18 protein-coding genes are annotated in these 24049 nt (G+C 52.3%); 8 read left to right on the top strand and 10 right to left on the bottom strand.

Annotated features, from left to right (window positions below; all coding sequences use genetic code 11):
* Positions 1 to 51: 51 nt before the first annotated feature.
* The gene (gene dld, locus D9741_RS14385; RefSeq protein WP_130217152.1) at positions 52 to 1767 is read right to left on the bottom strand and encodes a D-lactate dehydrogenase; all 1716 of its coding nucleotides are present in this window, start codon (positions 1765 to 1767) and stop codon (positions 52 to 54) included.
* 195 nt (positions 1768 to 1962) lie between these two features.
* Between dld and bglX the strand changes: the two genes are divergently transcribed.
* From bglX to yehW, 5 genes are all read left to right on the top strand, one after another.
* A complete protein-coding gene (bglX, locus tag D9741_RS14380; RefSeq protein ID WP_000871488.1) occupies positions 1963 to 4260 on the top strand; it encodes a beta-glucosidase BglX in 2298 nt (765 codons plus the stop codon).
* Between the two features lie 251 nt (positions 4261 to 4511).
* Complete coding sequence (gene osmF, locus D9741_RS14375) at positions 4512 to 5429, top strand: glycine betaine ABC transporter substrate-binding protein OsmF (RefSeq protein WP_130217154.1); 918 nt, start codon at positions 4512 to 4514, stop codon at positions 5427 to 5429.
* A 6-nt stretch (positions 5430 to 5435) separates the two neighbouring features.
* Positions 5436 to 6593: a glycine betaine ABC transporter permease YehY gene (gene yehY / locus D9741_RS14370; protein ID WP_130217156.1), complete on the top strand. Its 1158-nt coding sequence runs from the start codon at positions 5436 to 5438 to the stop codon at positions 6591 to 6593.
* A complete protein-coding gene (gene yehX / locus D9741_RS14365; protein ID WP_130207032.1) occupies positions 6586 to 7512 on the top strand; it encodes a glycine betaine ABC transporter ATP binding protein YehX in 927 nt (308 codons plus the stop codon). Before yehY ends, yehX begins: the two co-directional genes overlap by 8 nt.
* A 4-nt stretch (positions 7513 to 7516) precedes the next feature.
* A complete protein-coding gene (gene yehW / locus D9741_RS14360) occupies positions 7517 to 8248 on the top strand; it encodes a glycine betaine ABC transporter permease YehW (RefSeq protein ID WP_130217158.1) in 732 nt (243 codons plus the stop codon).
* Here yehW and D9741_RS14355 read toward each other — a convergent pair.
* Both D9741_RS14355 and mlrA read right to left on the bottom strand, forming a co-directional pair.
* The gene (locus tag D9741_RS14355) at positions 8229 to 8336 is read right to left on the bottom strand and encodes a protein YohO (protein WP_064526871.1); all 108 of its coding nucleotides are present in this window, start codon (positions 8334 to 8336) and stop codon (positions 8229 to 8231) included. The genes yehW and D9741_RS14355 overlap by 20 nt on opposite strands.
* 59 nt (positions 8337 to 8395) lie before the next feature.
* Positions 8396 to 9127: an HTH-type transcriptional regulator MlrA gene (gene mlrA, locus D9741_RS14350; RefSeq protein ID WP_130207028.1), complete on the bottom strand. Its 732-nt coding sequence runs from the start codon at positions 9125 to 9127 to the stop codon at positions 8396 to 8398.
* Positions 9128 to 9348: 221 nt separating this feature from the next.
* On the opposite strand from mlrA, the gene btsS reads away from it, so the two are divergent.
* From btsS to D9741_RS14335, 3 genes are read left to right on the top strand one after another with little or no spacing between them, the layout of a single operon-like run.
* On the top strand, positions 9349 to 11034 hold the full coding sequence (btsS, locus tag D9741_RS14345; protein ID WP_130217160.1) for a two-component regulatory system sensor histidine kinase BtsS: 1686 nt from the start codon (positions 9349 to 9351) through the stop codon (positions 11032 to 11034).
* The gene (gene btsR / locus D9741_RS14340; protein ID WP_130207024.1) at positions 11031 to 11750 is read left to right on the top strand and encodes a two-component system response regulator BtsR; all 720 of its coding nucleotides are present in this window, start codon (positions 11031 to 11033) and stop codon (positions 11748 to 11750) included. The genes btsS and btsR overlap by 4 nt, the downstream gene beginning before the upstream one ends.
* A 46-nt stretch (positions 11751 to 11796) precedes the next feature.
* The gene (locus D9741_RS14335; RefSeq protein WP_130217162.1) at positions 11797 to 12267 is read left to right on the top strand and encodes a DUF1456 family protein; all 471 of its coding nucleotides are present in this window, start codon (positions 11797 to 11799) and stop codon (positions 12265 to 12267) included.
* 42 nt (positions 12268 to 12309) lie between these two features.
* Here the strand turns inward: D9741_RS14335 and D9741_RS14330 are convergent, their stop codons facing one another.
* From D9741_RS14330 to D9741_RS14300, 7 genes are all read right to left on the bottom strand, one after another.
* The gene (locus tag D9741_RS14330; RefSeq protein WP_130207020.1) at positions 12310 to 12771 is read right to left on the bottom strand and encodes a YehR family lipoprotein; all 462 of its coding nucleotides are present in this window, start codon (positions 12769 to 12771) and stop codon (positions 12310 to 12312) included.
* 106 nt (positions 12772 to 12877) lie between these two features.
* The gene (locus D9741_RS14325) at positions 12878 to 14896 is read right to left on the bottom strand and encodes an SWIM zinc finger family protein (protein WP_130217164.1); all 2019 of its coding nucleotides are present in this window, start codon (positions 14894 to 14896) and stop codon (positions 12878 to 12880) included.
* A complete protein-coding gene (locus tag D9741_RS14320) occupies positions 14893 to 16029 on the bottom strand; it encodes a VWA domain-containing protein (protein ID WP_130217166.1) in 1137 nt (378 codons plus the stop codon). Before D9741_RS14320 ends, D9741_RS14325 begins: the two co-directional genes overlap by 4 nt.
* On the bottom strand, positions 16022 to 18301 hold the full coding sequence (locus tag D9741_RS14315) for a DUF5682 family protein (protein ID WP_130217168.1): 2280 nt from the start codon (positions 18299 to 18301) through the stop codon (positions 16022 to 16024). Before D9741_RS14315 ends, D9741_RS14320 begins: the two co-directional genes overlap by 8 nt.
* A gap of 10 nt (positions 18302 to 18311) precedes the next feature.
* A complete protein-coding gene (locus D9741_RS14310) occupies positions 18312 to 19400 on the bottom strand; it encodes a MoxR family ATPase (RefSeq protein WP_130217170.1) in 1089 nt (362 codons plus the stop codon).
* 629 nt (positions 19401 to 20029) lie between these two features.
* Entirely contained in the window at positions 20030 to 20332 is a 303-nt protein-coding gene (gene yehK, locus D9741_RS14305; protein ID WP_130217172.1) for a protein YehK, read from the bottom strand.
* 60 nt (positions 20333 to 20392) lie between these two features.
* Positions 20393 to 24040, bottom strand: coding sequence for a DUF4132 domain-containing protein (locus D9741_RS14300; protein WP_130217174.1), 3648 nt, complete (start codon positions 24038 to 24040; stop codon positions 20393 to 20395).
* Between the last annotated feature and the right edge of the window lie 9 nt (positions 24041 to 24049).

Raw genomic sequence — 24049 nt, 5'->3', positions numbered from 1 at the left:
TTCGTTACCCGTGCCTGATGCGATGCTTGCGCATCAGGCATCCAGCCGTATTTACTCCACTTCTTGCCAGTTTTTCCGCTTACTGGTTTTACCGATCCCCGGATTCATACTGTTGGTCGGATCGTTTTCACGATAAAACTTCTGCAACGTCTCCGGTGCTTTATACAAATGACCGACGTTATGCTCGGCAGGATATTGCGCGCCGCGCTGGCGTAACAATTCCAGCATCTGTTCCTTCAGCGCATGCACATCCACGCCTTTCTTAACGATGTAATCCTGGTGGAAGACGTAGCACATAAAATGCCCGTAATAGAGCTTATGCACCAGCTGGCTGTCGATTTCCGGCGGCAGATGTTCATACCACTCGGTGTCATTACGCCGCAGAGCAATATCCAGCGCCAGAATGTCTTCGACTTCATCGGAATGCACGGCCTGATAACGTATCGCTGCGCCTGCCGCCGCGAAACGGTGCAAAAACGCTTTACTGCCTTCTTCCGGCGTACAGACAAAGAAATCGCCTTCGGCCTGTTTGAAAAAATCTACCAGCCAGGATTTTGCTTCGCCCACGCCATCCCCCGCCATTTTTAACAGCAGATGATGTTCATATTTATCGCGCCAGCTTTTCATGCGTGGCGGCAAATGACTGGGGAACAAATGACTGAATTTCTGCATTGCGAGATCGGTAAAGTGTGGTCGGAAGAACTTCACCTTCTCCAGTATCGCATCGGTACGTCCCTTGATATTAAAGAATAACGGCATCTTGTCGGTGCCTAGCTTGTCGATCATCAGAAAGGTATCTTTGCCGTATTTTTCCGCGATATCGTAGATATCCCGATGCATATATTCGCCGGCAACCGGCAGATTCTCGAAATTAGCCAGAATATGGCGGCGGATCTCGGTCAGTACTTCCGGCTGGTTGGTGCCGATATAAAACACCTGCTGGTTTTTTTCCGCTTCAAAGGTATCCAGACGCACTGCGAAAACTGCCAGTTTGCCAGCGCAACCGGAGGATTCAAACAGGCGATCCGGGTCAGCGTTATAACGTGCGGGCGTGTCGGCTTCAATATCTCGTACACGGTGGACATAGTCATAATCGTGGGCGTGACGACCATCGTGACGCACATCGTCATCTTTGATGCGATCGTCATCCAGCTTGCTAAGGATCTGCTCCGGCGTTTCACCTAGATCAATTCCCAGATGGTTAACCAGCGTCAGCTTGCCGTTTTCATCTATGCGTGCGAATAACGACATTTCGGTATACGCCGGACCACGCTGCACCAGCGAACCACCAGAGTTATTACAGATGCCGCCGATAACCGATGCGCCAATACACGATGAACCAATCACCGAGTGCGGTTCGCGACCTAATGGTTTGAGGGCTTTCTCCAGCGAATAGAGCGTGGTGCCAGGATACGCCAGCACCTGTTCGCCCTTACCGAGAACATGCAGCTTGTCGAGGCGCTGGGTGCTGATGATCACGATATCGCGATCATAATCGTTACCATTTGGCGTGGAGCCTTCGGTCAGACCGGTATTGGCGGCCTGCATCAGAATAATTTTGTCGGCGGTGACGCAGGCTTTCAGCACCCGCCACAATTCCAGTAGCGAGCCTGGAAGAACAACGGCCAGCGCGTCACCCTGACCGGAGCGGAAGCCCTTGCGATAGCGGGCCGTTTTTGCGGGATCGGTGAGCAGGTGTGAAGAACCGACCAGACGGGCAAGTTCATTCAAAAAGGTTTTATTATCAGTTGTTGTCATGGAAGACATTTTCCACTCCTTGTGGTGGCGAAAAAACATCACAAACTAGAATAGCGCCTTGTATGACAATTCAGCGAGTGAATATTTTGAAAATTCAGACAATAAACTGAGCTTTCTTTTTCTCTCTCCATCAGGCTTATGGCAAACTACCGCTTTTGCACCATTTTCGCTGCCACGTCGGGCAACAGAGGAAGAATAATCCATATGAAATGGCTATGTTCAGTAGGTATCGCGGTGAGTCTGGCCCTACAGCCAGCACTGGCGGATGATTTATTCGGCAACCATCCATTAACGCCCGAAGCGCGGGATGCGTTCGTCACCGAACTGCTCAAGAAAATGACGGTTGATGAGAAAATTGGTCAGCTGCGCTTAATCAGCGTTGGTCCGGATAACCCGAAAGAGGCGATCCGCGAGATGATCAAAGACGGGCAGGTGGGGGCGATTTTCAACACCGTCACACGCCAGGATATCCGCGCCATGCAGGATCAGGTGATGGAACTGAGCCGCCTGAAAATTCCTCTCTTCTTTGCCTACGACGTGCTGCACGGTCAGCGCACCGTCTTCCCGATTAGCCTCGGTCTGGCGTCCTCTTTTAACCTCGACGCAGTGAAAACCGTCGGGCGCGTTTCAGCTTATGAAGCGGCGGACGATGGCCTGAACATGACCTGGGCGCCGATGGTTGATGTCTCGCGCGATCCTCGCTGGGGTCGTGCTTCCGAAGGTTTTGGTGAAGATACATATCTCACCTCAATTATGGGTAAAACCATGGTTGAAGCGATGCAGGGTAAAAGCCCGGCGGATCGCTACTCGGTGATGACCAGCGTCAAACACTTTGCTGCTTACGGCGCGGTAGAAGGCGGTAAAGAGTACAACACCGTCGATATGAGCCCGCAGCGTCTGTTTAATGACTATATGCCGCCGTACAAAGCGGGGCTGGACGCAGGCAGCGGCGCGGTAATGGTGGCGCTGAACTCACTCAACGGCACGCCTGCAACTTCTGATTCCTGGCTGCTGAAAGATGTTCTGCGCGATCAGTGGGGCTTTAAAGGCATCACCGTTTCCGATCATGGCGCAATCAAAGAGTTGATCAAACACGGTACGGCGGCAGACCCGGAAGATGCGGTGCGCGTGGCGCTTAAGTCCGGGATCAACATGAGCATGAGCGACGAGTATTACTCGAAGTATCTGCCCGGTTTGATCAAGTCCGGCAAAGTGACGATGGAAGAGCTGGACGACGCCGCCCGCCACGTATTGAACGTTAAATATGATATGGGGCTGTTTAACGACCCATACAGCCATCTCGGTCCGAAAGAGTCTGACCCGGTGGATACCAATGCTGAAAGCCGCCTGCACCGCAAAGAAGCGCGTGAAGTGGCGCGCGAAAGCCTGGTGTTGCTGAAAAACCGTCTCGAAACGTTACCGCTGAAAAAATCAGCAACCATTGCGGTGGTTGGGCCATTGGCGGACAGTAAACGTGATGTGATGGGCAGCTGGTCCGCAGCCGGTGTTGCCGATCAATCCGTGACTGTGCTGACCGGGATTAAAAATGCCGTCGGTGAAAACGGTAAAGTGCTGTATGCCAAAGGGGCGAACGTTACCAGTGACAAAGGCATTATCGATTTCCTGAATCAGTATGAAGAAGCAGTCAAAGTCGATCCGCGCTCGCCGCAAGAGATGATTGATGAAGCGGTGCAGACCGCGAAACAATCTGATGTGGTAGTGGCTGTGGTCGGTGAAGCCCAGGGGATGGCGCATGAGGCTTCCAGCCGTACCGATATCACTATTCCGCAAAGCCAACGTGACTTGATTGCGGCTTTGAAAGCCACCGGAAAACCGCTGGTGCTGGTGCTGATGAACGGTCGTCCGCTGGCGCTGGTGAAAGAAGATCAGCAGGCTGATGCGATTCTGGAAACCTGGTTTGCGGGTACGGAAGGGGGTAATGCGATTGCCGATGTGTTGTTTGGTGATTACAACCCGTCCGGCAAGCTGCCGATGTCCTTCCCGCGTTCGGTCGGGCAGATCCCGGTGTACTACAGCCATCTGAATACCGGTCGTCCGTATAATGCCGACAAGCCGAACAAATACACTTCGCGTTATTTTGATGAAGCTAACGGGGCGCTTTATCCGTTCGGCTATGGTCTGAGCTATACCACTTTCACCGTCTCTGATGTGAAACTTTCTGCGCCGACCATGAAGCGTGACGGTAAAGTGACCGCCAGCGTGCAGGTGACGAACACCGGTAAGCGCGAAGGGGCGACGGTAGTCCAGATGTATTTGCAGGATGTAACGGCTTCCATGAGTCGCCCGGTGAAACAGCTGAAAGGTTTTGAGAAAATCACCCTGAAACCGGGCGAAACTCAGACCGTCAGCTTCCCAATCGATATTGAGGCGCTGAAGTTCTGGAATCAACAGATGAAATATGACGCCGAGCCTGGCAAATTCAACGTCTTCATCGGTACCGATTCCGCACGCGTTAAGAAAGGCGAGTTTGAGTTGCTGTAATGCTTTAGTAAGGGCGCGACGTTTGCGCCCTTTGCCTGATGTTCATATCTTAACTTGCTGAATTTTCGCCCTTTGTAGGCCGGATAAGGCGCTCGCGCCGCATCCGGCAGGAAACGCCGGACCGAATATGCCCTTTAAGTATTTATCTGATTCTGCAACTGAATCCTTCCGCTCAGGCTAACCCTGTCATTATCAACTATGCTTTTCTCTTAATTCGCTGAAAACAACAGTAAAAGAATGAGGAAAGCATCATGCCACTCTCAAAGGTCTGGACAGGTTCACTGGTTATGTTGGCAGTCGTGAGCCTGCCGCTACAGGCGGCTTCCCCCGTTAAAGTTGGTTCGAAAATCGATACCGAGGGCGCGCTACTCGGCAACATCATCTTACAGGTACTCGAAAGCCACGGCGTACCGACGGTCAATAAAGTCCAGTTGGGAACCACTCCTGTGGTGCGCGGGGCGATTACTTCCGGCGAACTGGATATCTATCCGGAATATACTGGCAATGGCGCTTTCTTCTTTAAAGATGAAAACGATGCAGCGTGGAAAAATGCCGGGCAAGGCTACGAGAAAGTCAAAAAGCTCGATGCAGCGCAAAACAAGTTAATCTGGCTGACGCCCGCGCCTGCGAATAACACCTGGACCATCGCCGTGCGTCAGGATGTTGCAGAGAAAAACAAACTCACTTCGCTTGCCGACCTGAGCCGTTATCTGAAAGAGGGCGGCACCTTCAAACTGGCGGCCTCAGCAGAGTTTATCGAACGCGCCGATGCGTTACCCGCTTTTGAAAAAGCCTATGGCTTTAAACTCGATCAGGATCAGTTGCTGTCACTGGCCGGTGGCGACACGGCGGTGACGATCAAAGCCGCTGCCCAGCAAACCTCTGGCGTTAATGCGGCGATGGCTTACGGCACTGACGGCCCGGTTGCGGCGCTGGGGCTGCAAACCTTAAGCGATCCGCAAGGCGTGCAACCTATCTACGCGCCTGCACCAGTGGTGCGTGAGTCGGTGCTGAAAGAGTATCCGCAAATGGCACAGTGGCTACAGCCAGTCTTCGCCAGCCTCGATGAAAAAACATTGCAGCAACTGAATGCCAGCATTGCAGTGGAAGGACTGGATGCCAAAAAAGTGGCTGCCGACTACCTGAAACAAAAAGGGTGGACGAAGTAATTTCCCGTGACTTATCTACGTATTAATCCTGTTCTGGCGCTGCTGCTGTTGCTGACGGCAATCGCAGCGGCGCTGCCGTTTATCACTTACGCGCCTAATCGTTTAGTCTCGGGTGAAGGGCGTCATCTCTGGCAGCTGTGGCCGCAAACGATCTGGATGTTGGTGGGCGTTGGTTGCGCCTGGCTGACCGCCTGTTTTATTCCCGCTAAAAAAGGCTGCATTTTTGCACTCATTCTGGCGCAATTCGTCTTCGTATTGCTGGTGTGGGGAGCAGGAAAGGCGGCGACACAACTGGCGCAAAATGGCAGTGCGCTGGCGCGTACCAGCCTCGGCAGTGGTTTCTGGCTGGCTGTGGCGCTGGCATTGCTGGCCTGTAGCGATGCCATCCGCCGGATCACCACGCATCCGCTGTGGCGCTGGTTGTTGCATATGCAGATTGCCATTATTCCGCTGTGGTTGCTGTACTCCGGCACGCTTAACGATCTCTCGCTAATGAAAGAATACGCCAACCGTCAGGATGTGTTTGATGACGCGCTGGCACAGCATTTGACGTTGCTGTTTGGTGCGGTGCTGCCTGCGCTGGTGATTGGTGTGCCGCTGGGCGTCTGGTGCTACTTTTCCACTGCGCGGCAGGGGGCGATTTTTTCTCTGCTCAATGTCATTCAGACCGTGCCTTCGGTGGCGCTCTTTGGCCTGTTGATTGCGCCGCTTGCCGCGCTGGTTACTGCCTTTCCGTGGCTGGGTACGGTTGGTGTGGCAGGAACAGGCATGACGCCAGCACTGATAGCGTTGGTGCTCTATGCCCTGTTGCCTCTGGTGCGTGGCGTGGTAGTCGGCTTGAATCAGATCCCGCGTGATGTGCTGGAGAGCGCCAGAGCGATGGGGATGAGCGGGGCGCAGCGATTCCTGCATGTTCAGTTACCGCTGGCGCTGCCGGTATTTCTGCGCAGCCTGCGGGTGGTGATGGTGCAAACTGTAGGCATGGCGGTGATTGCGGCATTAATCGGCGCAGGCGGTTTTGGTGCGCTGGTTTTCCAGGGGCTGTTAAGCAGTGCCATTGATTTAGTGTTGCTGGGGGTGATCCCGGTAATTGTTCTGGCGGTGCTTACCGACGCGCTGTTCGATTTGCTTATCGCACTGCTGAAGGTGAAACGTAATGATTGAATTTAGCCATGTCAGCAAACTGTTCGGCGCACAAAAAGCCGTTAACGATCTCAATCTCAATTTTCAGGAAGGGAGTTTTTCGGTGCTGATTGGCACCTCTGGCTCCGGCAAATCCACCACACTGAAAATGATTAACCGCCTGGTGGAGCATGACAGCGGAGTGATCCGCTTTGCCGGAGAAGAAATTCGCTCGCTGCCAGTACTGGAGTTGCGCCGCCGGATGGGCTATGCCATTCAATCTATTGGCCTGTTTCCCCACTGGAGCGTGGCGCAAAACATCGCCACCGTGCCGCAATTACAAAAATGGTCGCGGGCGCGGATTGACGATCGTATCGACGAACTAATGGCGTTACTGGGGCTGGAACCGAATTTGCGTGAGCGTTATCCGCACCAGCTTTCCGGCGGTCAACAGCAACGTGTGGGGGTGGCGCGCGCGTTGGCTGCCGATCCGCAAGTCTTACTGATGGATGAACCCTTTGGCGCGCTGGACCCGGTAACGCGCGGCGCGTTGCAACAAGAGATGACGCGCATTCACCGTTTGCTGGGGCGCACCATTGTGCTGGTCACTCATGATATTGATGAAGCACTACGGCTGGCAGAACATCTGGTGTTAATGGATCACGGTGAAGTGGTGCAGCAGGGCAATCCGCTGGCGATGCTGACTCGTCCGGCAAACGATTTTGTCCGCCAGTTTTTTGGGCGCAGCGAACTGGGTGTGCGTCTGTTGTCATTGCGTAGCGTAGCGGATTACGTGCGCCGCGAAGAACGGGCTGAAGGTGAGGCGCTGGCAGAAGAGATGACGCTACGCGATGCGCTCTCCCTGTTTGTTGCGCGGGGATGCGAAGTGCTGCCGGTGGTCAACACGCAGGGCCAGCCTTGCGGCACGCTGCATTTTCAGGATCTGCTGGTGGAGGCGTAATCGAATGAAGATATTGCGCGATCCGCTGTTCTGGCTCATTGCTCTGTTTGTGGCACTGATCTTCTGGCTGCCTTACAGCCAGCCGCTGTTCGGTGCTTTATTTCCGCAACTGCCGAGGCCCGTTTATCAGCAAGAAAGTTTTGCAGCTCTGGCACTGGCTCATTTCTGGCTGGTGGGAATTTCGAGTTTATTTGCGGTGATCATTGGCACTGGTGCTGGAATTGCTGTCACTCGCCCGTGGGGCGCGGAATTTCGCCCGATGGTGGAAACTATTGCCGCCGTTGGGCAGACTTTTCCGCCCGTCGCGGTGCTGGCGATTGCCGTTCCGGTGATTGGGTTTGGCCAGCAACCGGCGATTATCGCGCTGATCCTTTACGGCGTGCTCCCCATCTTGCAGGCGACACTTGCCGGGCTGGGAGCGATTGATGCCAGCGTGACCGAAGTTGCCAAAGGCATGGGAATGAGCCGTAGTCAGCGACTGTGCAAAGTCGAGTTACCGCTGGCTGCGCCGGTGATTCTGGCGGGCGTGCGGACTTCGGTGATTATCAACATTGGCACGGCGACGATCGCCTCAACGGTTGGGGCCAGTACGCTGGGTACGCCCATCATCATCGGGCTTAGCGGATTTAATACCGCTTATGTGATTCAGGGGGCGTTACTGGTGGCACTGGCGGCGATCATCGTAGACCGCCTGTTTGAACGGCTGGTGCAGGCGCTTAGCCAGCACGCAAAATAAAGGTATAACCTGCGAGCATTACGCCACCGATACCGCCTAACGCCATAAACAGGAACAGGGTGATAACCCCAATTTTAGCTATGCGCATAATGCACTCCTTATGTTAACGAAAGGATTGTACAGTAAAGCGCATTTGTTAACGAATCATTAAATGCCGAGTGAGAAAATATCATGCCCTTGTTCCTGCCAACTGGTGAGTTGCTGCTGTTGGGCGGAGGTTCGATTTTCACCGCACCACACCAGCAATGTACGGCCTTCAAACAGTTCAGGGCGTAGTTGATTGAGCGAGTGGGCGAGGACATCAATGCGCCATCCTTGTTGACTGGCAATCCAGCCCTCCAGCCACAGACGGGTGGTATCCTGAATATTCCAGCCAACCACCAGCGCATCTTTGCCCTGTTTTTTACGTGCCGAAGCCAGGCAAATGGCGATGTAGTTGATCAGTACGCCGTCCAGAATCGCCAGCAGTGCCTGGAGAGTCGGTTGTTGGCACTGAAGCCGTCGGCGCAGAGGAATGAACAGATGTGTGGTGAGCGTCTGGGCGGGATAATCCTGACCACGCTCTTTGATCCACATTCGCAGACTTTGCAGGTTGCCACTTTGCAGGTAACTAAGCAGAGTTTCTTGCTGATCGCGCCAGCCGTTCTGCACATCAACATTCTCATTACTGAGTAGCATTTTAACTTTGCTGACCTGCACACCGTTGTCGATCCAGCGTTTGATCTCCCGGATCCGGTCGATATCGGCATCGTTGAACAGGCGATGACCGCCGTCTGTGCGCTGCGGTTTTAACAGCCCATAACGCCTCTGCCACGCGCGTAACGTGACAGGGTTGATATCACAAAGCAACGCCACTTCACCAATCGTGTAAAGCGCCATCGTCCCACCCTTGCTTGCGAGGTCCCAGCATAACTGTAGACGTTCTTTTATGAACCAGGTAGTTTTGGCCGTTTTTTGATCTCGATTAGGATGATTTTGTTTTTGCCAGGTTGTTTTGAGTGATCGTACTCACGATTTTTCATTTTTCTGCAACAGTTCAAAGAAAGTTGAACGCGAGCAATGTATGTTACGCGTTTTAAAGGGACGTGTGGTTTGCGGGTATGTACGATTTTAATCTGGTGTTGCTGCTGCTTCAGCAGATGTGCGTTTTTCTGGTCATTGCGTGGTTGATGAGTAAAACGCCATTATTCATACCATTAATGCAGGTCACTGTTCGTCTGCCGCATAAATTTCTCTGCTATATCGTCTTTTCCATCTTCTGCATCATGGGCACCTGGTTCGGGTTACACATCGACGACTCGATTGCTAATACGCGAGCGATTGGCGCGGTGATGGGCGGCTTACTCGGCGGTCCGGTAGTGGGCGGACTGGTTGGTCTGACCGGCGGGCTACATCGATATTCGATGGGGGGCATGACTGCGCTGAGTTGCATGATCTCGACGATCGTCGAAGGATTGCTCGGTGGGCTGGTACATAGCATCCTGATCCGCCGCGGGCGTACCGATAAAGTCTTTAACCCCATTACCGCTGGTGCCGTCACGTTCGTCGCGGAAATGGTGCAAATGCTGATAATCCTGGCGATTGCCCGACCTTATGAAGATGCGGTGCGTCTGGTGAGTAATATCGCTGCGCCGATGATGGTAACCAACACCGTGGGCGCGGCGCTGTTTATGCGCATTTTGCTTGATAAGCGCGCGATGTTTGAAAAATACACCTCAGCTTTTTCCGCTACCGCGCTGAAAGTTGCGGCCTCGACGGAAGGCATTTTGCGCCAGGGCTTTAACGAAGTGAACAGCATGAAGGTGGCCCAGGTGCTGTATCAGGAGCTGGATATTGGCGCGGTAGCGATTACCGATCGCGAGAAACTGCTGGCCTTTACTGGTATTGGTGACGACCATCATTTACCAGGTAAACCGATTTCTTCGGCTTATACCTTAAAAGCCATTGAAACCGGAGAAGTGGTCTACGCCGATGGCAACGAAGTGCCTTATCGTTGCTCTTTGCATCCGCAGTGCAAGTTAGGCTCAACGCTGGTGATCCCTCTGCGTGGTGAAAATCAGCGGGTGATGGGTACCATCAAATTGTATGAAGCTAAAAATCGGCTGTTCAGCTCGATCAACCGCACGCTGGGTGAGGGGATTGCACAACTGCTTTCGGCGCAGATCCTCGCCGGGCAGTATGAGCGGCAAAAAGCGATGCTCACCCAGTCAGAGATCAAACTGCTTCACGCCCAGGTCAATCCCCATTTTTTGTTTAATGCACTTAACACCATCAAAGCCGTGATCCGCCGTGACAGCGAACAGGCCAGTCAGCTGGTGCAGTATCTTTCCACTTTTTTCCGCAAAAACTTAAAGCGGCCTTCGGAGTTTGTTACTCTCGCTGACGAAATTGAACATGTGAATGCTTATCTGCAAATTGAAAAGGCGCGTTTCCAGTCGCGGTTGCAGGTCAACATTTCTATTCCGGAGGCGTTATCTCAGCAGCAGTTACCCGCATTTACCCTGCAACCAATAGTGGAAAACGCCATCAAACATGGGACATCACAACTGCTGGAAACAGGACGAGTGGCAATTAGCGCCCGACGTGATGGGCAACATTTAATGCTGGAGATCGAAGACAATGCTGGTTTGTATCAACCAGCAACCAATGCCAGCGGGCTGGGGATGAATCTGGTGGATAAGCGTTTACGTGAACGGTTTGGCGATGACTATGGGATAAGCGTCGCCTGTGAGCCTGATAGTTACACCCGAATAACGTTACGACTGCCATGGAGGGATGAGGCATGATTAAAGTCTTAATTGTTGATGATGAACCGTTAGCACGGGAAAACCTGCGTGTGTTTCTGCAGGAGCAGAGTGATATTGAAATTGTCGGCGAATGTTCAAACGCCGTAGAAGGGATCGGCGCGGTGCATAAACTGCGCCCGGATGTGCTGTTTCTCGATATCCAGATGCCGCGTATCAGCGGTCTGGAAATGGTTGGCATGCTTGACCCGGAACATCGCCCGTATATTGTTTTTCTCACTGCGTTTGACGAATACGCTATAAAAGCCTTTGAAGAACATGCGTTTGATTATCTATTGAAGCCGATTGATGAAGCGCGGCTGGAGAAAACTCTGGTGCGTTTGCGACAGGAGCGCAGCAAGCAGGATGTTTCGCTGTTACCGGAAAATCAGCAGGCGCTGAAATTTATCCCTTGTACCGGTCATAGTCGTATTTATTTGCTGCAAATGAAAGACGTGGCGTTTGTTAGTAGTCGAATGAGCGGTGTTTACGTTATCAGCCAGGAAGGGAAAGAGGGCTTCACAGAATTAACTTTGCGCACGCTGGAGAGCCGCACCCCGCTACTGCGCTGCCATCGACAGTATCTGGTTAACCTCGCGCATTTACAGGAGATTCGCCTGGAAGATAACGGTCAGGCTGAGTTGATTTTGCGTAATGGATTAACCGTCCCTGTCAGCCGCCGTTATCTGAAAAGTTTAAAAGAGGCGATTGGCCTGTAAAAGACTGCTAAAATGGCTTTTTGCCTCATTAACACCCGAAGGCCTCATGCTAAGTAACGATATTCTGCGCAGCGTGCGCTACATTTTGAAAGCCAACAATAATGACCTGGTGCGTATCCTGGCGCTGGCTAATGTTGAAGCCACCGCGGAACAGATCGCCGTCTGGCTACGTAAAGAAGACGAAGAGGGTTTTCAGCGTTGTCCGGACATTGTTTTGTCTTCATCCCTGAATGGTTTGATTTACGAAAAACGCGGCAGGGATGAGTCTGCTCCGGCACTGGAGCCGGAACGTCGCATTAATAACAACATCGTGCTGAAAAAATTGCGCATTGCGTTTTCACTGAAAACCGATGACATTCTGGCGATCCTGACCGAACAACAGTTCCGTGTTTCGATGCCGGAAATTACTGCGATGATGCGTGCACCGGATCATAAAAACTTCCGTGAATGCGGCGATCAATTCTTGCGTTATTTTCTGCGTGGACTGGCAGCGCGCCAGCATGTGAAGAAAAGCTAAGACGGGCATGGCGGCCATGCGAAGAACATGGCCGCCGACAAATTATTTCACTTCTTTAAAACCAGCAGCAGCCATGACCAGTTCAATCTGCTTCATGCTGACACCTTTGCTGGTATCTTCATCACCCATCTTGATACCGGAAATGCCCTGCAGGGCTTTCAGATCAACTTTTTCCATATCGATATTTACATTTTCCTGCGCGTAAGTATCGGTATAGGTTAATTTTTCTTCAACGCCCGGAATGTTTTTGTATTTGGCGCTTAATGGCTCAAGTTTCTTAGCTGCATCTTCTTTGGTGGTTGCACCAATGGTTGCAAACTGAATTTTGGTTTCTGAAGATTGCTTAATCACTTTGTCGCCTTTGTAGACATAAGTAATGGCAATTTCAGTACCGTTCAGATTAGCGCTAAATTTCTTAGATTCTTCTTTGTCACCGCAGCCTGCGAGAGAGAAAACCAGAACAGATGCAACTACGAGGGAAAACAGCTTGTTGAAAGCCTTCATGTAAAACTCCATTTTATCAAAATCAGGAAACTGGTGACTCTCACCAGGGCGCTATAGGATATGCCTAATATAACGGCTTGAGCAGTCCGGAAATGGAGTAGAACTCTTAATAAAAAGCATTTTCTCCTTCCAGGTACTCAAGCAACGGTAATAATTGTTCGCAAAGTAAAACGCAACTATTCAATGTTTCTATTAGTGTCTCACCTTCCGTATGACGCCATTGATTCAACACATGCGCCAGCCGATAAAACCCCGCCGCGGTTAAATCTATTGCCAGCAACTCAGCCTGGCTAATGATGCTCTGTTCCTGATAGCGCCAGCCGTTGTGTAGCAATTGAATGAGCAACGCCTGACAGCGCATCAGCAACTGATGAGCGGTGGATGGCGCAGGAAGAACGCACGCTGAAGGTAGTGCTGCAACAGGCGCAGTTTCAGCATCCAGCGCCCAGGCTCTGGTTTGCGTCATCATGACTCGAGGTTCCAGCGTTAACTGTCCTTCAACAAAACTGACGAATCCAGAAACCAGACACACAGGATCATCCTGCTGTTGTAAAAGTGCCGCCATGCGTTCAGTGGCAAAGGGCGCGCAGGCAGAGGCTGGCAGCGATAACGTCAGCACATTATTTTCACCTTCGCCGCTAATCACCTGCGCATCCAGCGTCTGGCGGCTGCTGTCCCATCCCAGCGAAATACACTCCGCCACCGGCAGAATAAATAAATTATCCACCTGATTAAGCGGCCGGACGCAGACTGGCGGACGCTGGCGTAAGTATTCCCGCAAAGCCACAATGCCGGGCTGGCGCAACGGTGCACTCAGCATTTGCCAGGCATCGGGCGACAGTGGGACAACGCTACTTAAGCGGTTGCGAGTAGCTAACAGCAGCTCACCTTCGGCACTGCGACGCGCGGCTTGTGAAACAATTTGCCCACCTGCCAGTGCGCCAGCCTGAAAACTAAACAGCCGACGTGTGGCTGCCGGTGAGTTTTCCTGTTCGCTTCTCGGCCAACTGCGCGAAAGGTGCAAAATACTGCCGGTGTCGGGATCGGTGAACCAGATGCGTAAACCATACTGCTCATTATCCTGCCAGCAACGCATACCTAAAGACACCAGCCGCAGATGATCAAGCTTTGCTTCTCCGGCAATGCCTGCGCCAACCACCGTGCGCCACGGCATGGGAGGAATTTCACCAACACTGTCGCGGCGTGCCATTTTTTGTGCACTGTTCAAGCGACTGGTTAACGCCGCAAGCTGACGCAAGCATTCTCCGGCGTGGTAGTGGCTGGCGCGGGCGTGGAAGGCATCAACGCTTGCGCGCAGTTGCCGTAGCGATTCACTCACCCAGCGCCAGTTGCAGGTCTCTGCCGCCTGCAATGCGCGGTTGAATGCTGCCTCGTAATGGATGAGCGGCTGGCTGATACCGCCAAGCCATAATGCCTGGCTTAATTGCTGAACATATTGACGGCACGCGTTGCCCTCGTTGCTGGCAAATGGGTCATCATTCGCGGCAACTTGCTCGCTGCGCATCTGCCAGATCAAATGGGTAAATTCTGTTTGCTGCGCTTTGGCCTGGACAAAGGCCTGTACCGCCAGCACGACATGTTCGCAAAGTGTTCCTTCAATGCAATCACAGCGCGCGAAGCGAATACTGCTGCGGGAATAAAAACGTACGTCACTCATCGGCATTCGGGCAGAGGGAATTTCTCCCGGCGCACAGAACAACTCAATGGTGATGCCTTTAGCGACAATAGCTTGTGCACGTTTACGGGTGACATCGGGTAGGGTTGCCAGCTCTCCCAGCCAGATTGCTGGATCCCACTCTTCTTCTTTTTCCGTGGGCTGGGCGGTAGCGCAAAGTCGTTGATAACTTAACACCAGCATCACGCGATGACGGCACATGCCGCTGGCCCCGCAAGTGCACTGAGCCTCTTTCAGTGCCTGACCGTTCGCCAGCTGGGTACGGACACCGTCACTGAACGTGGCGAGTAAAACACCGTTCTCATGGCTGATTTCCGGAATGTTGCCATTTTCCAGTTCCTTAAGACTGCGCTTCACAAAACCGGCATTGCTTAACGCCGTCAGCGCCTGCGGTGTCAGTTCTAATAATTCCGGACGTAGTGAATTCATGACTGAAGATTCTCCGCCAGCCATGATGCCAGCTCGCCCGGCGTCATCGCGGCTATTTGTGCGCCGACATTAACCAGCGCCTGGGCCGTATCGTGGTCATAGCATGGCGTTGCTGTGCTATCGAGCGCTGCCAGTCCCAGCACTTTGATACCGCTCTGGACACACTTTTTCACCTGATGCGTCAGCAATGATGATGAACCCCCTTCATAAAAATCGCTCACGAGGATAATGACGCTTTTTGCTGGTTGTTCAATAAGTTGCCGACCATACTCTACGGCACTGGCGATATTGGTCCCGCCGCCCAACTGTACTTTCATTAATAACTCTACCGGATCGGCAACGTCTGCCGTGAGATCAACCACGCTGGTGTCAAACGCCACCAGATGGGTACGAATGCCGGGTAACTGCCATAAACAGGCCGCCATCACCGCAGAGTGGATCACCGAATCGACCATCGATCCGCTTTGATCAACCAGTAAGACCAGTTGCCATTGTTCACTGTGGCGCTTAATACGGCTGTTAAAGCGGGGGGATTCGATATACAGCTTGCCATGTAGCGGGTGCCAGTGTTGCAGGTTGGCGCGCAGAGTACTTTTGAAATCGAAATTACGCGCCAGTGGAATAAATGAGCGACGGCGGCGATCGCGGACACCAGAAAAAGCCTGGCGAACTTCCTTTGCCAGTCGCGCCATAATTTCTTCCACTACCTGGCGCACTATCCGGCGGGCGGCAACCAGCACTTCAGGATTCATCAGATGTTTGGTGTGCAAAACGGCGCGTAGCAGGCTTTCAGAAGGCTGCATACGTTCCAGCACGTCGAGATTCGTCACCACATCTTCAATGCCGTAGCGCAGCACGGCATCGCTTTCCAGCCGCTCAATCACCCGTTGCGGAAACAGCGTGTGAATACTGTTGATCCACTCAGGCGTGGTGAGATTTGAGCTACCCAATCCACCGGAACGTTCACCACGCTGGAGCCGGTCAGGATCGCGCCCGTACAGCCACTCCAGCGCGTGGTCTATTTGTCGGGCGTTGTCATCCAGTCCACAAAGCGTCGTTTCTGCCGCTTCGCCAAGAATCAATCGCCAGCGTTGTAGCTCACGGGTGGTCAGAAGATCGTTCAGTTCAGACATGGAAAACTCCCCAGTGTTGCAGCGATGCCAGTGCCTGCTGTTCGAGTTGTTGATGATGTGCAATGGCTTGCGGTGGGCAATGCAACGGCATTTGCAGCGCCGAAACGGGAAGTTGCGCCAGTTGATAATGCTCAAGCACCTGATGCGCCAGCGTCCCACGTTCTCGTGGCGGTAGCCAGGCCATCGCCGCGCGTAAATCGGGCAGGGCGTTGATAAAATCGGCGTCACTTAGTTGATTTAAATGACTGCTGAAACCGGCGATAAATGCCGGCTGACAGGCCAGTTGATGGCGGGCCAGCGCCAGCAAACCGTGCAGCGCCTCGCCGGATTGTGCCGGGGATAACTGCGTCAGCATCGCCAGCGCCGCTTCGGCACTGGCGTTGGGATGTTCCAGACGCATCAGTGCGCCAAGAGCCGCGCCGCGATCCAGTGCCGGGGCATGAACCGCCTGACTGCGGCGCTCCAGTAAGGCCACCGCCGCAGAAAGAGAAACGCCGGGGAGCTGCACACCGCTATGCAGATCGCGCAGGATATGACACAACGCTTGCCAGCTATGCAGGTGAGCGTGAAACTCCTTTTCATCCGGTCTTCCGTTAGATTCACACAGCCACAGCGTGCGATCGATAGCCGCGCATAACGTCGTTTGTAATATCTGCGCGCCTTGCATACCGCTAATTTCATCCAGCCGCCATAAGGCATATAGCACTTCCAGCGCCTGGCCCATTTCGGCAAATTGATTTTCCTGGGCGATTAATAATGTGAGTTGTTCCAGTAATTGTTGACTGAAGGACGCCAGACCCGCTAACGCCGCCTGGCTAAGACATGTGGTGATACTGCCGATTCCGCCCGCTTCCAGCATATCGGCTTCTAATTTATTGCGTGCGGCTTCCTGGAGTGTGGCACCAAAACAGGCGGCCTCAATCAATGCCGCATGTTGGCTAAGCGGGCGAGTTAATTTCCAGCGTTCTTCACCGTTACCTGCAAGTGTCAGTGTACTTCCCTGCTGGCGCACAATCCCTGGGATCTCCAGTATTGCCAGCCGATGTAACACCTGACTTTGCGCTAGTCCATTGGGGTTAAAGCGATTTAAGGTAAGCTCCGCCGGAAGAGTGATTTTGCTACGTTCCAGTTCGCAGGTGACATCTTTTGGCAGAGGCGGTTGTGGCGTAGAAGGGGCAAGTTTACCGAATCCGTCACCCGCTAATGTGTCTATCAACGTTAGCAGAATCGGATCGGTATCGGGATGAATAACGCCGCGATAGCTCCACGGCAACGGCGCATTCAGGGCTTCTTTAATCAGCGATCCTGCTATGGCATCCAGCCAGTCAGTGCGTAACGGTAGTGTATGACCGCGCAACTGTGCCAGTGCCATCGCATGCAGATGAGCGGCAGCCATATCCGCGGTTGAAGCAGGCAAGTGATGCTGGCGCAAACGGGTAAGAACCGTTTTTAGCAGTTGTTCTCCCGCCTGCCGCAAGCCCCACTGCCAGCACCAGTTTTGCCAGACCGGGGCAGGCATACCGGAAAGGTATCCAGCCAGCACATCAAGGCGCTTTTCACTGTATGGCGTGAGATAGCAACCTGTAACGGCCTCATCCTGTGAGGGCAATTCTGGCTTGTTAATTTCCTGCGGACATTCGCGCCACATTTTTGCCAGTGCAGGAGCGTGCCAGCCGCCGCAGACGACTAACACGTCGCCATTATTTTGCTGCATCGCCCATGCAATCCAGCGGGCCATAAAGGCTTCGCGCTGACGATTGAGTGCATCGCCGGGGGAGTCGCCCCGCAGTTGGGCAAAATAGTGCGCCAGTGCAGAGGGTAATGCAGTTTGCTGGCTTTCATCTTCGAACAAGTGATCCCACAGGGTGTCGCTGTTATCCATGCGGGTGGCACGCAGCAGCAAGGTCTGGCTTTCCTCTTGCGTATCAGGCGAATCGTCCTCTTCTTCACTCTGCGCCCAGCAAGGCAAATCGATGAAGTAAGCTTGTGCCTGAATACGACGTGCGGCTTGTAGCGCCTGCCACTCCGGCGAAAATTCAGCAAATGGCGTCCAGGCACCACGCCCGGGGGCCGCACCGTCCTGATACTGGCAATAACTGTAAATAGCTACCGGAAGCTGGTGGGCTAACAACAGTTCGTCTACCCGGTCATTAAAATCAGCCGGGCCTTCAATCAACACGTATCGTGGCCGCTGGCTTTCGATTAACGATTTCACCAGCCGGGCGCAGGCCGGACTATGATGCCGGATGCCGACAATTAACGGCTCGCTCATGCATCTTTCCTCACGGCAGGCGGTGGCGGGCTTGATAATAAGCCTGCCAGTGAGCTTCTTTATGTGTGGAGACACGCTGTTCGAAGTAACGGCGCAGACGAGCGCGATCTTCTTCGTTATCTTTGACGATGGTTCCGGCAATACAGTCCACCAGATCGGCTGGCTCACCTGCGCGATTCGCTAAAAACCAGGCGCGGACGCCCACGGCGTGGGCCACGTTCACGGCTTCAGCGGTGGACATAATCGCTGTCAGTGTATCCATTGACGTTTTCTTTTCGCCGTTGGCACGCAGATCGCGGAAGGTGCGTACCAGTAACTTCAGTACCGCGTCAGGCACTTTATGCGGAATACCGCTATGGGCCAGCAAACGCGCCGAAGCACTGGCGACCAGTTCCAGCTCCTGGGCGAAATCCATAATCGGAAAGACAGTTTCAAAATCGAAGCGACGCTTTAGCGCGGCACTCATCTCATTGACGCCGCGATCGCGGGTATTGGCAGTGGCAATAATATTAAAGCCTTCTCGCGCATAGAGCTGACTGGCTTCACCGGTGAGTTCCGGCACCGTCATAACCCGGTCAGAAAGCATACCTAACAGACAGTCTTGCACTTCCAGCGGTGTACGCGTTATCTCTTCAAAACGGACAATTTTGCCGTCGCGCATTCCCTGGTAAAGCGGGGCTGGGACCAGCGCTTCCGTTGACGGACCATGGTTGATAAGCAGGGCGTAGTTCCAGCCGTACTTGATTTGATCTTCGGTGGTTGATGCGCCGCCCTGAATAGTTAACCTGGCATCGCCGCTAATAGCGGTTGCCAGTAATTCAGACAGGAGAGATTTTGCGGTACCCGGTTCCCCCACCAACATCAAACCGCGTCCGGTGGCAAGAGTGACTAACATACGTTCGACAGCGGAGGGACTAATCACGACTTTACGGCTAATATTTTGCGCTTCGTCGCCAAGGATAAAAGCACGGGCCGCGGGCAAACTTAACTGCCAACCGGGCGGGCAAGGTGCGTTATCATTTTGTTTTAATTTTGCCAGTTCATCGGCGTATAACACAGCAGCAGGCGGACGCTGCAGATGATTATTCTGCGGTGACATATATTCATCCCTGAAATGTATTAATAAAATAAACGATATTTTACGCGCAATAAATGTTTGGCGCATTAGTTGTTTGAGCGGAAAATATCTGGAAAGCAGATCACAGGAAATAAAAAAACCTGCTGGTGAGGCAGGTTCTTTTATTTACTACAATGACGCTAACTTGCTGATTGTGCAACATTTCGTACCAACGAATAAATTATAACCATATCCACACTCCATTGCAATTCAGTGAGTGAGATTTATAATCCTGCCCGTTGGGAGGTTGTGCCGGATCGGACCAATTTTAAGTCCTGGCTGCCGGACGGGTGGTGCCGCAGGCGGTGCCCTGATCCGGAGAGCAACGTTTCGTACCAACATACGTAAACCAGTATCGACAGGCAGTGTAAGGGTAAGGTGCTGGTGTTGCGCTCCTTAATAAGGAGAGCGGATGGACACGCTGACACAAAAGTTAACCGTGCTCATTGCAGTACTGGAGCTATTAGTGGCTCTGTTACGGTTGATTGATTTGTTGAAGTAACGGGCAAATTGAAACGCATTTAAGGGGGAATACCGTTTCCCCCTTTAATAAAGCTTTACTTGCCATAGTTCAAGTTGCATGTGCTGCTACTTGAATTATTTAGAGTATATTATTCTATTTCTTGGTTGAATATATTCTGTAGTTCACGATTAAAAATTGCTATTACCATTTCAGGTGATTCACCTCGTAATCTCCGCTCATCAATACACTCATCTCTTATATAAATCAATGCATCATTTATTAGCGGGTCGGCATCATTAAATGTTGGACGTAGCCGGAATCGCTCCAGTCGATAGACGGAACCTGTAAATAATTCAGAGCACTTATGGATCTCAAGTCTGAAGGAAAACGGATCTTCAGGTACAGGGACCTCATAATCGTAAATAGCAACCAGCTCTTTTTGCACGATCATCGCTTTTCCCGGTGGTAAGTCGTGTTGATAACGGGCAGTCGCATCACTGCCCACTGTGTTTTAATGGAAAATGACGTCGGGTGCGCTTAACGCCTCACTCAAATCAAACACATCAAGTTCGGCAAAAGTGACGGATTTATTGTCACGGTACACTCGAAGAGAACGGAAACTCATTAGCGCTTTGCTATCAACATTGTAGTGGTTAAAACCAGGTGAAAACTTAAGGACCAGCCGGTACACGCCCAAATCATAGACAAATGCGTCCTCATAGCCTGACTCCCAGCCTTTGTATCGCATTCCCATAAGTTGCCCAACGGTAGCGGATTTACCTTCCCAGCGAGTCAGGCTGTTACTGGTTGACTCGTCAGGCGTGAGCAGCACCGTGCGTCGTGTCAACTGGCGAAGTGGCGGTATAATTTCGTAATCGGCAAAAAGCTGTGCAAATTCACTGCGCATTTCTGCTGTCATTTCTAACGGGTGGGCAATGCCAATCAGAGCGTCCGCAGGCAGGTCAATGGGCTCATCTTGTGCATTGCAGAATTCCCCCTCTGCGGCCACACGAAAGGCGTTGAGTAAATGTCGCGGTTCATTTGCCAGATAAACGCCCCATATCAGTCGCTGGGTAACCAGGCGAGTAAATGGATGATTAACAAAGAGAGAATGAAAATCTGCCAGCGACCAGCGTCGGGTGGTGCGCAGGGCAGTTTCAAGACGCGGGAGCAGGTTTTTGCTCACCTGAGTGGCATCTTTTTTTAGCCCTTTTAATCGGGCCAGTGCCTCGGGCGCTTTCAGTTGATCGTCATCGGCGCGCAACCGGGGAACACTTTTCTGGCGAACGTTTTGTTGATCGTAGATAACCGGGTTGAGGTTTTCATCGAAGCGAACGGTAAACTGCCGTGGACCAAAATCAAAAATCAACGCCTGCGGCTCATCAAGGCCCAGTGATGGGACTAATCTGTCCGCTAACTCTTCCTGGCTTAGCCCGCGATTTTCTGCGACCACCTGAAGTAATTCCGCCGCGTTATCACGTAAGGGGCGGGATTTCGCCCGTTGCGATATATGATGCAGCTGTATCAGCGCCATATCATTATTCATCAGGGTGAGTATATTCAGACCACTGACAGCACGGGCAGATTTGCCTTCTTGTGGCCAGGCGAGGATCTGTGTCGTTAGATCCCGTGCCGTGCTTTCGTCGCCAAAGAGACTTAACGCCAGAAATGCCCAGTTGTCTTTTGCGGGGGCGCCAGCTTGTTGCCATGCGGTGAAGAGATCCCAGGCAAAAGTGGCCAGCGTTTGCGGTTGGCAGAACGTTTTCAGTTGTTCCAGCCCGCTATAAAAACGTCCACCCTGGGTAAAGCGCAGCATTTCGCCGATAATTTCCAGAGCGTCATCGGTAACAGGCTGATTATTAGTGATAAGGCGCGGCCTGGACCACATTGTCGGATGCCAGAAATCAGGAGCTTTTGGAATGCGTGCTGGGTAAATCTCTATTGGACTCTGTTTAAGTAATTGCTCCAGGGCAGGCCATACATCAGCGCGTTGCCAGCGGTTTGCCACAGTTTGCAGCAATTCGCCATGTCCCTGTTCGTACAGTAAACGCAGGGCAAGTAATGCGGCTTCACTATTATCGCTGGGTTTGGTAAAGACAAGAGGGATAAGTGCAGTAGCCGTATGTTCCGGCCATTGTAAAATCCACTGGCGAGCCAGATTACGCTGGCCCGCAAAACGGTGCCAGATGCGGGCAACAGGCAGCGCCAGTTCTGTTGCGCCAAAATGAATCAGCAGTGGAAATATCTCTTTTGGATGTCGGGCAAAGGCGGTGTTTAATCCTGGCAAAGCATCGGTACCCAGCACACTTAACAGATATTCCACCCCGATGTAATGAAAATCAGCCTCGACAATTTGTTGCCAGCACGATACCGCCATTTCGCGCGGCATCTGCGCGATAAGGTACAGATTCCAAATCCCCCAACGCTGTTCATTACCATAGTAAAATCCGTGCTGAAAAGTTCGCCACCCTCCCATCAACGCAATGCTATCTTGTGCCAGTAATGCATTGGTGGCTTCTTCCCGGTACTGTTTAGATTTGGCCTGATGCGCGTGATAAGTACGCAATAGTCCTATTGATGTGTATTCTTGCAGTTGCTGAGCATCAAAGGCATCCAACTGTCCATTAAGAAGACGCTTATTAAATTCCAGGCTATGAACGTCAAAACCTAATTCCCGCAAGAAGGTATCCGCCCCTCTGTTAGCAAGACGTTCGTCAAAAGACATGGTGCTAAAATGGTCAATTGCAGTTTGCTGTTCCGGCGTCCAGTGTTTATTCAGCGACCTGTACGTTTGCGGTGCAAGCGTAAGATCAGGCAGCGAAAAGTGAGGTATGGAAGTCTTTTTCTTCCGCCCACGCCACGGTGGTGAAACGAGGATTTCAGGCATTTGGCTGTTATCGGTGCTATCAATAACCGGTTTGGGCGGTGCCGATAAATAACTATTCAGCACTGTCCGGGCTTGAATACTTAACCACGGTATGACGTCTTCTGCCAGTTGTGGCTGCGATGCCATCAGCGTTTGTAACAGCGTATGCCAGAACTCATCTCGAACTTTTTGCTGTGCAGGCAGCTTTTTGTCTTCGATGATTGGATAACCAGGGCGTGCAGGTGGTTCTTTTAATGCCAGCAGTTCGGCCAGTGCGGCGAGCGTCGCATGGGGGAAGTTTTTACTGTATTTAGCCACACGTTGCAGGCTGGGTTTGTTTTTATCAGCAACTAACAGCAAAGTGCGGATGACTTGCGGATGGTTAATTTGTACCAGCAGACTGCCGCAATCTTCTTTATGGGCATACATTGCCAGGCGCGGAACGGCTGCCAGTCCTTGTTCGCGCAAAAGGGCAGCGCAGGCCGCGTAGCCGAAGTGGTTTTCATGCGACATGTAGCTGGCTTCGCGATCGCTAAATATATCCTGGCTCCAGTAGCGTTCGAGTTTTCTCACCGCCTGGGGGTCAGTAGCAACAACTTTTAACCACTCCTTAGAATGATAATGAGTCCGCGGGCATTCAAGGCTTACCAACTCATTGGCGATTTCTGGTTTTTCGGGGAGGATCAGCGCAATAAAAGGGCGGCGAACTTTGGTTATTCTTGGCAGTGCGGCAATGAGTTTGTCGGCGCAACGCTGCCAGCAGCTTTCCTCTGCCAGAGAGAGGTGTTTACGCAGTCGGAGATCGAATTCGTTATAGGTTTCTGAGCGATAACCATAGCCATAGTCCTCGTTCTGATACTGCAATGTGACTACCAGAGGATCACTCTCATAACACCGTGCAATAAACTGGCGTGCAATCACCACCTCAGTCGCATATTCCAGCCCCTCTTGTTGGACGATTTCGTCGAGCAACTGTTGGCTGTCCTTTTGCGCGATACAGGCTAGCGCCGCCATTGTGCGGGCCGGGACTGAGGGTTTGTGTTCGCCGATCAAGTTGATGGCCTGCGTAATGGCGGACTGCCACTCCAGTGAAAAATTTTCATAACGCCAGACAATGTTTTTTTTCTTCTCAGCTTTTTGTAGCAATTCATCACCCAGTGTCTGAATGATGCTTTCAGTGATAACAGGCACCGGTTCGCCCGGCCAATTGCGATGGCTGAGTGGTGTTTTGCCTTTTTTATATTTCAGTTCCACTTGGGCGTTATCCGCCAGCCACGGTAATTCCTTGTCCATGCTCTTTCC

This window comes from Escherichia sp. E14V7 (assembly GCF_004212225.1).
In the GTDB taxonomy this organism is placed as follows: Bacteria; Pseudomonadota; Gammaproteobacteria; order Enterobacterales; family Enterobacteriaceae; genus Escherichia.
Note: the sequence above shows the minus strand (reverse complement) of the source record. Positions and strands in the feature narration are given on the sequence as shown.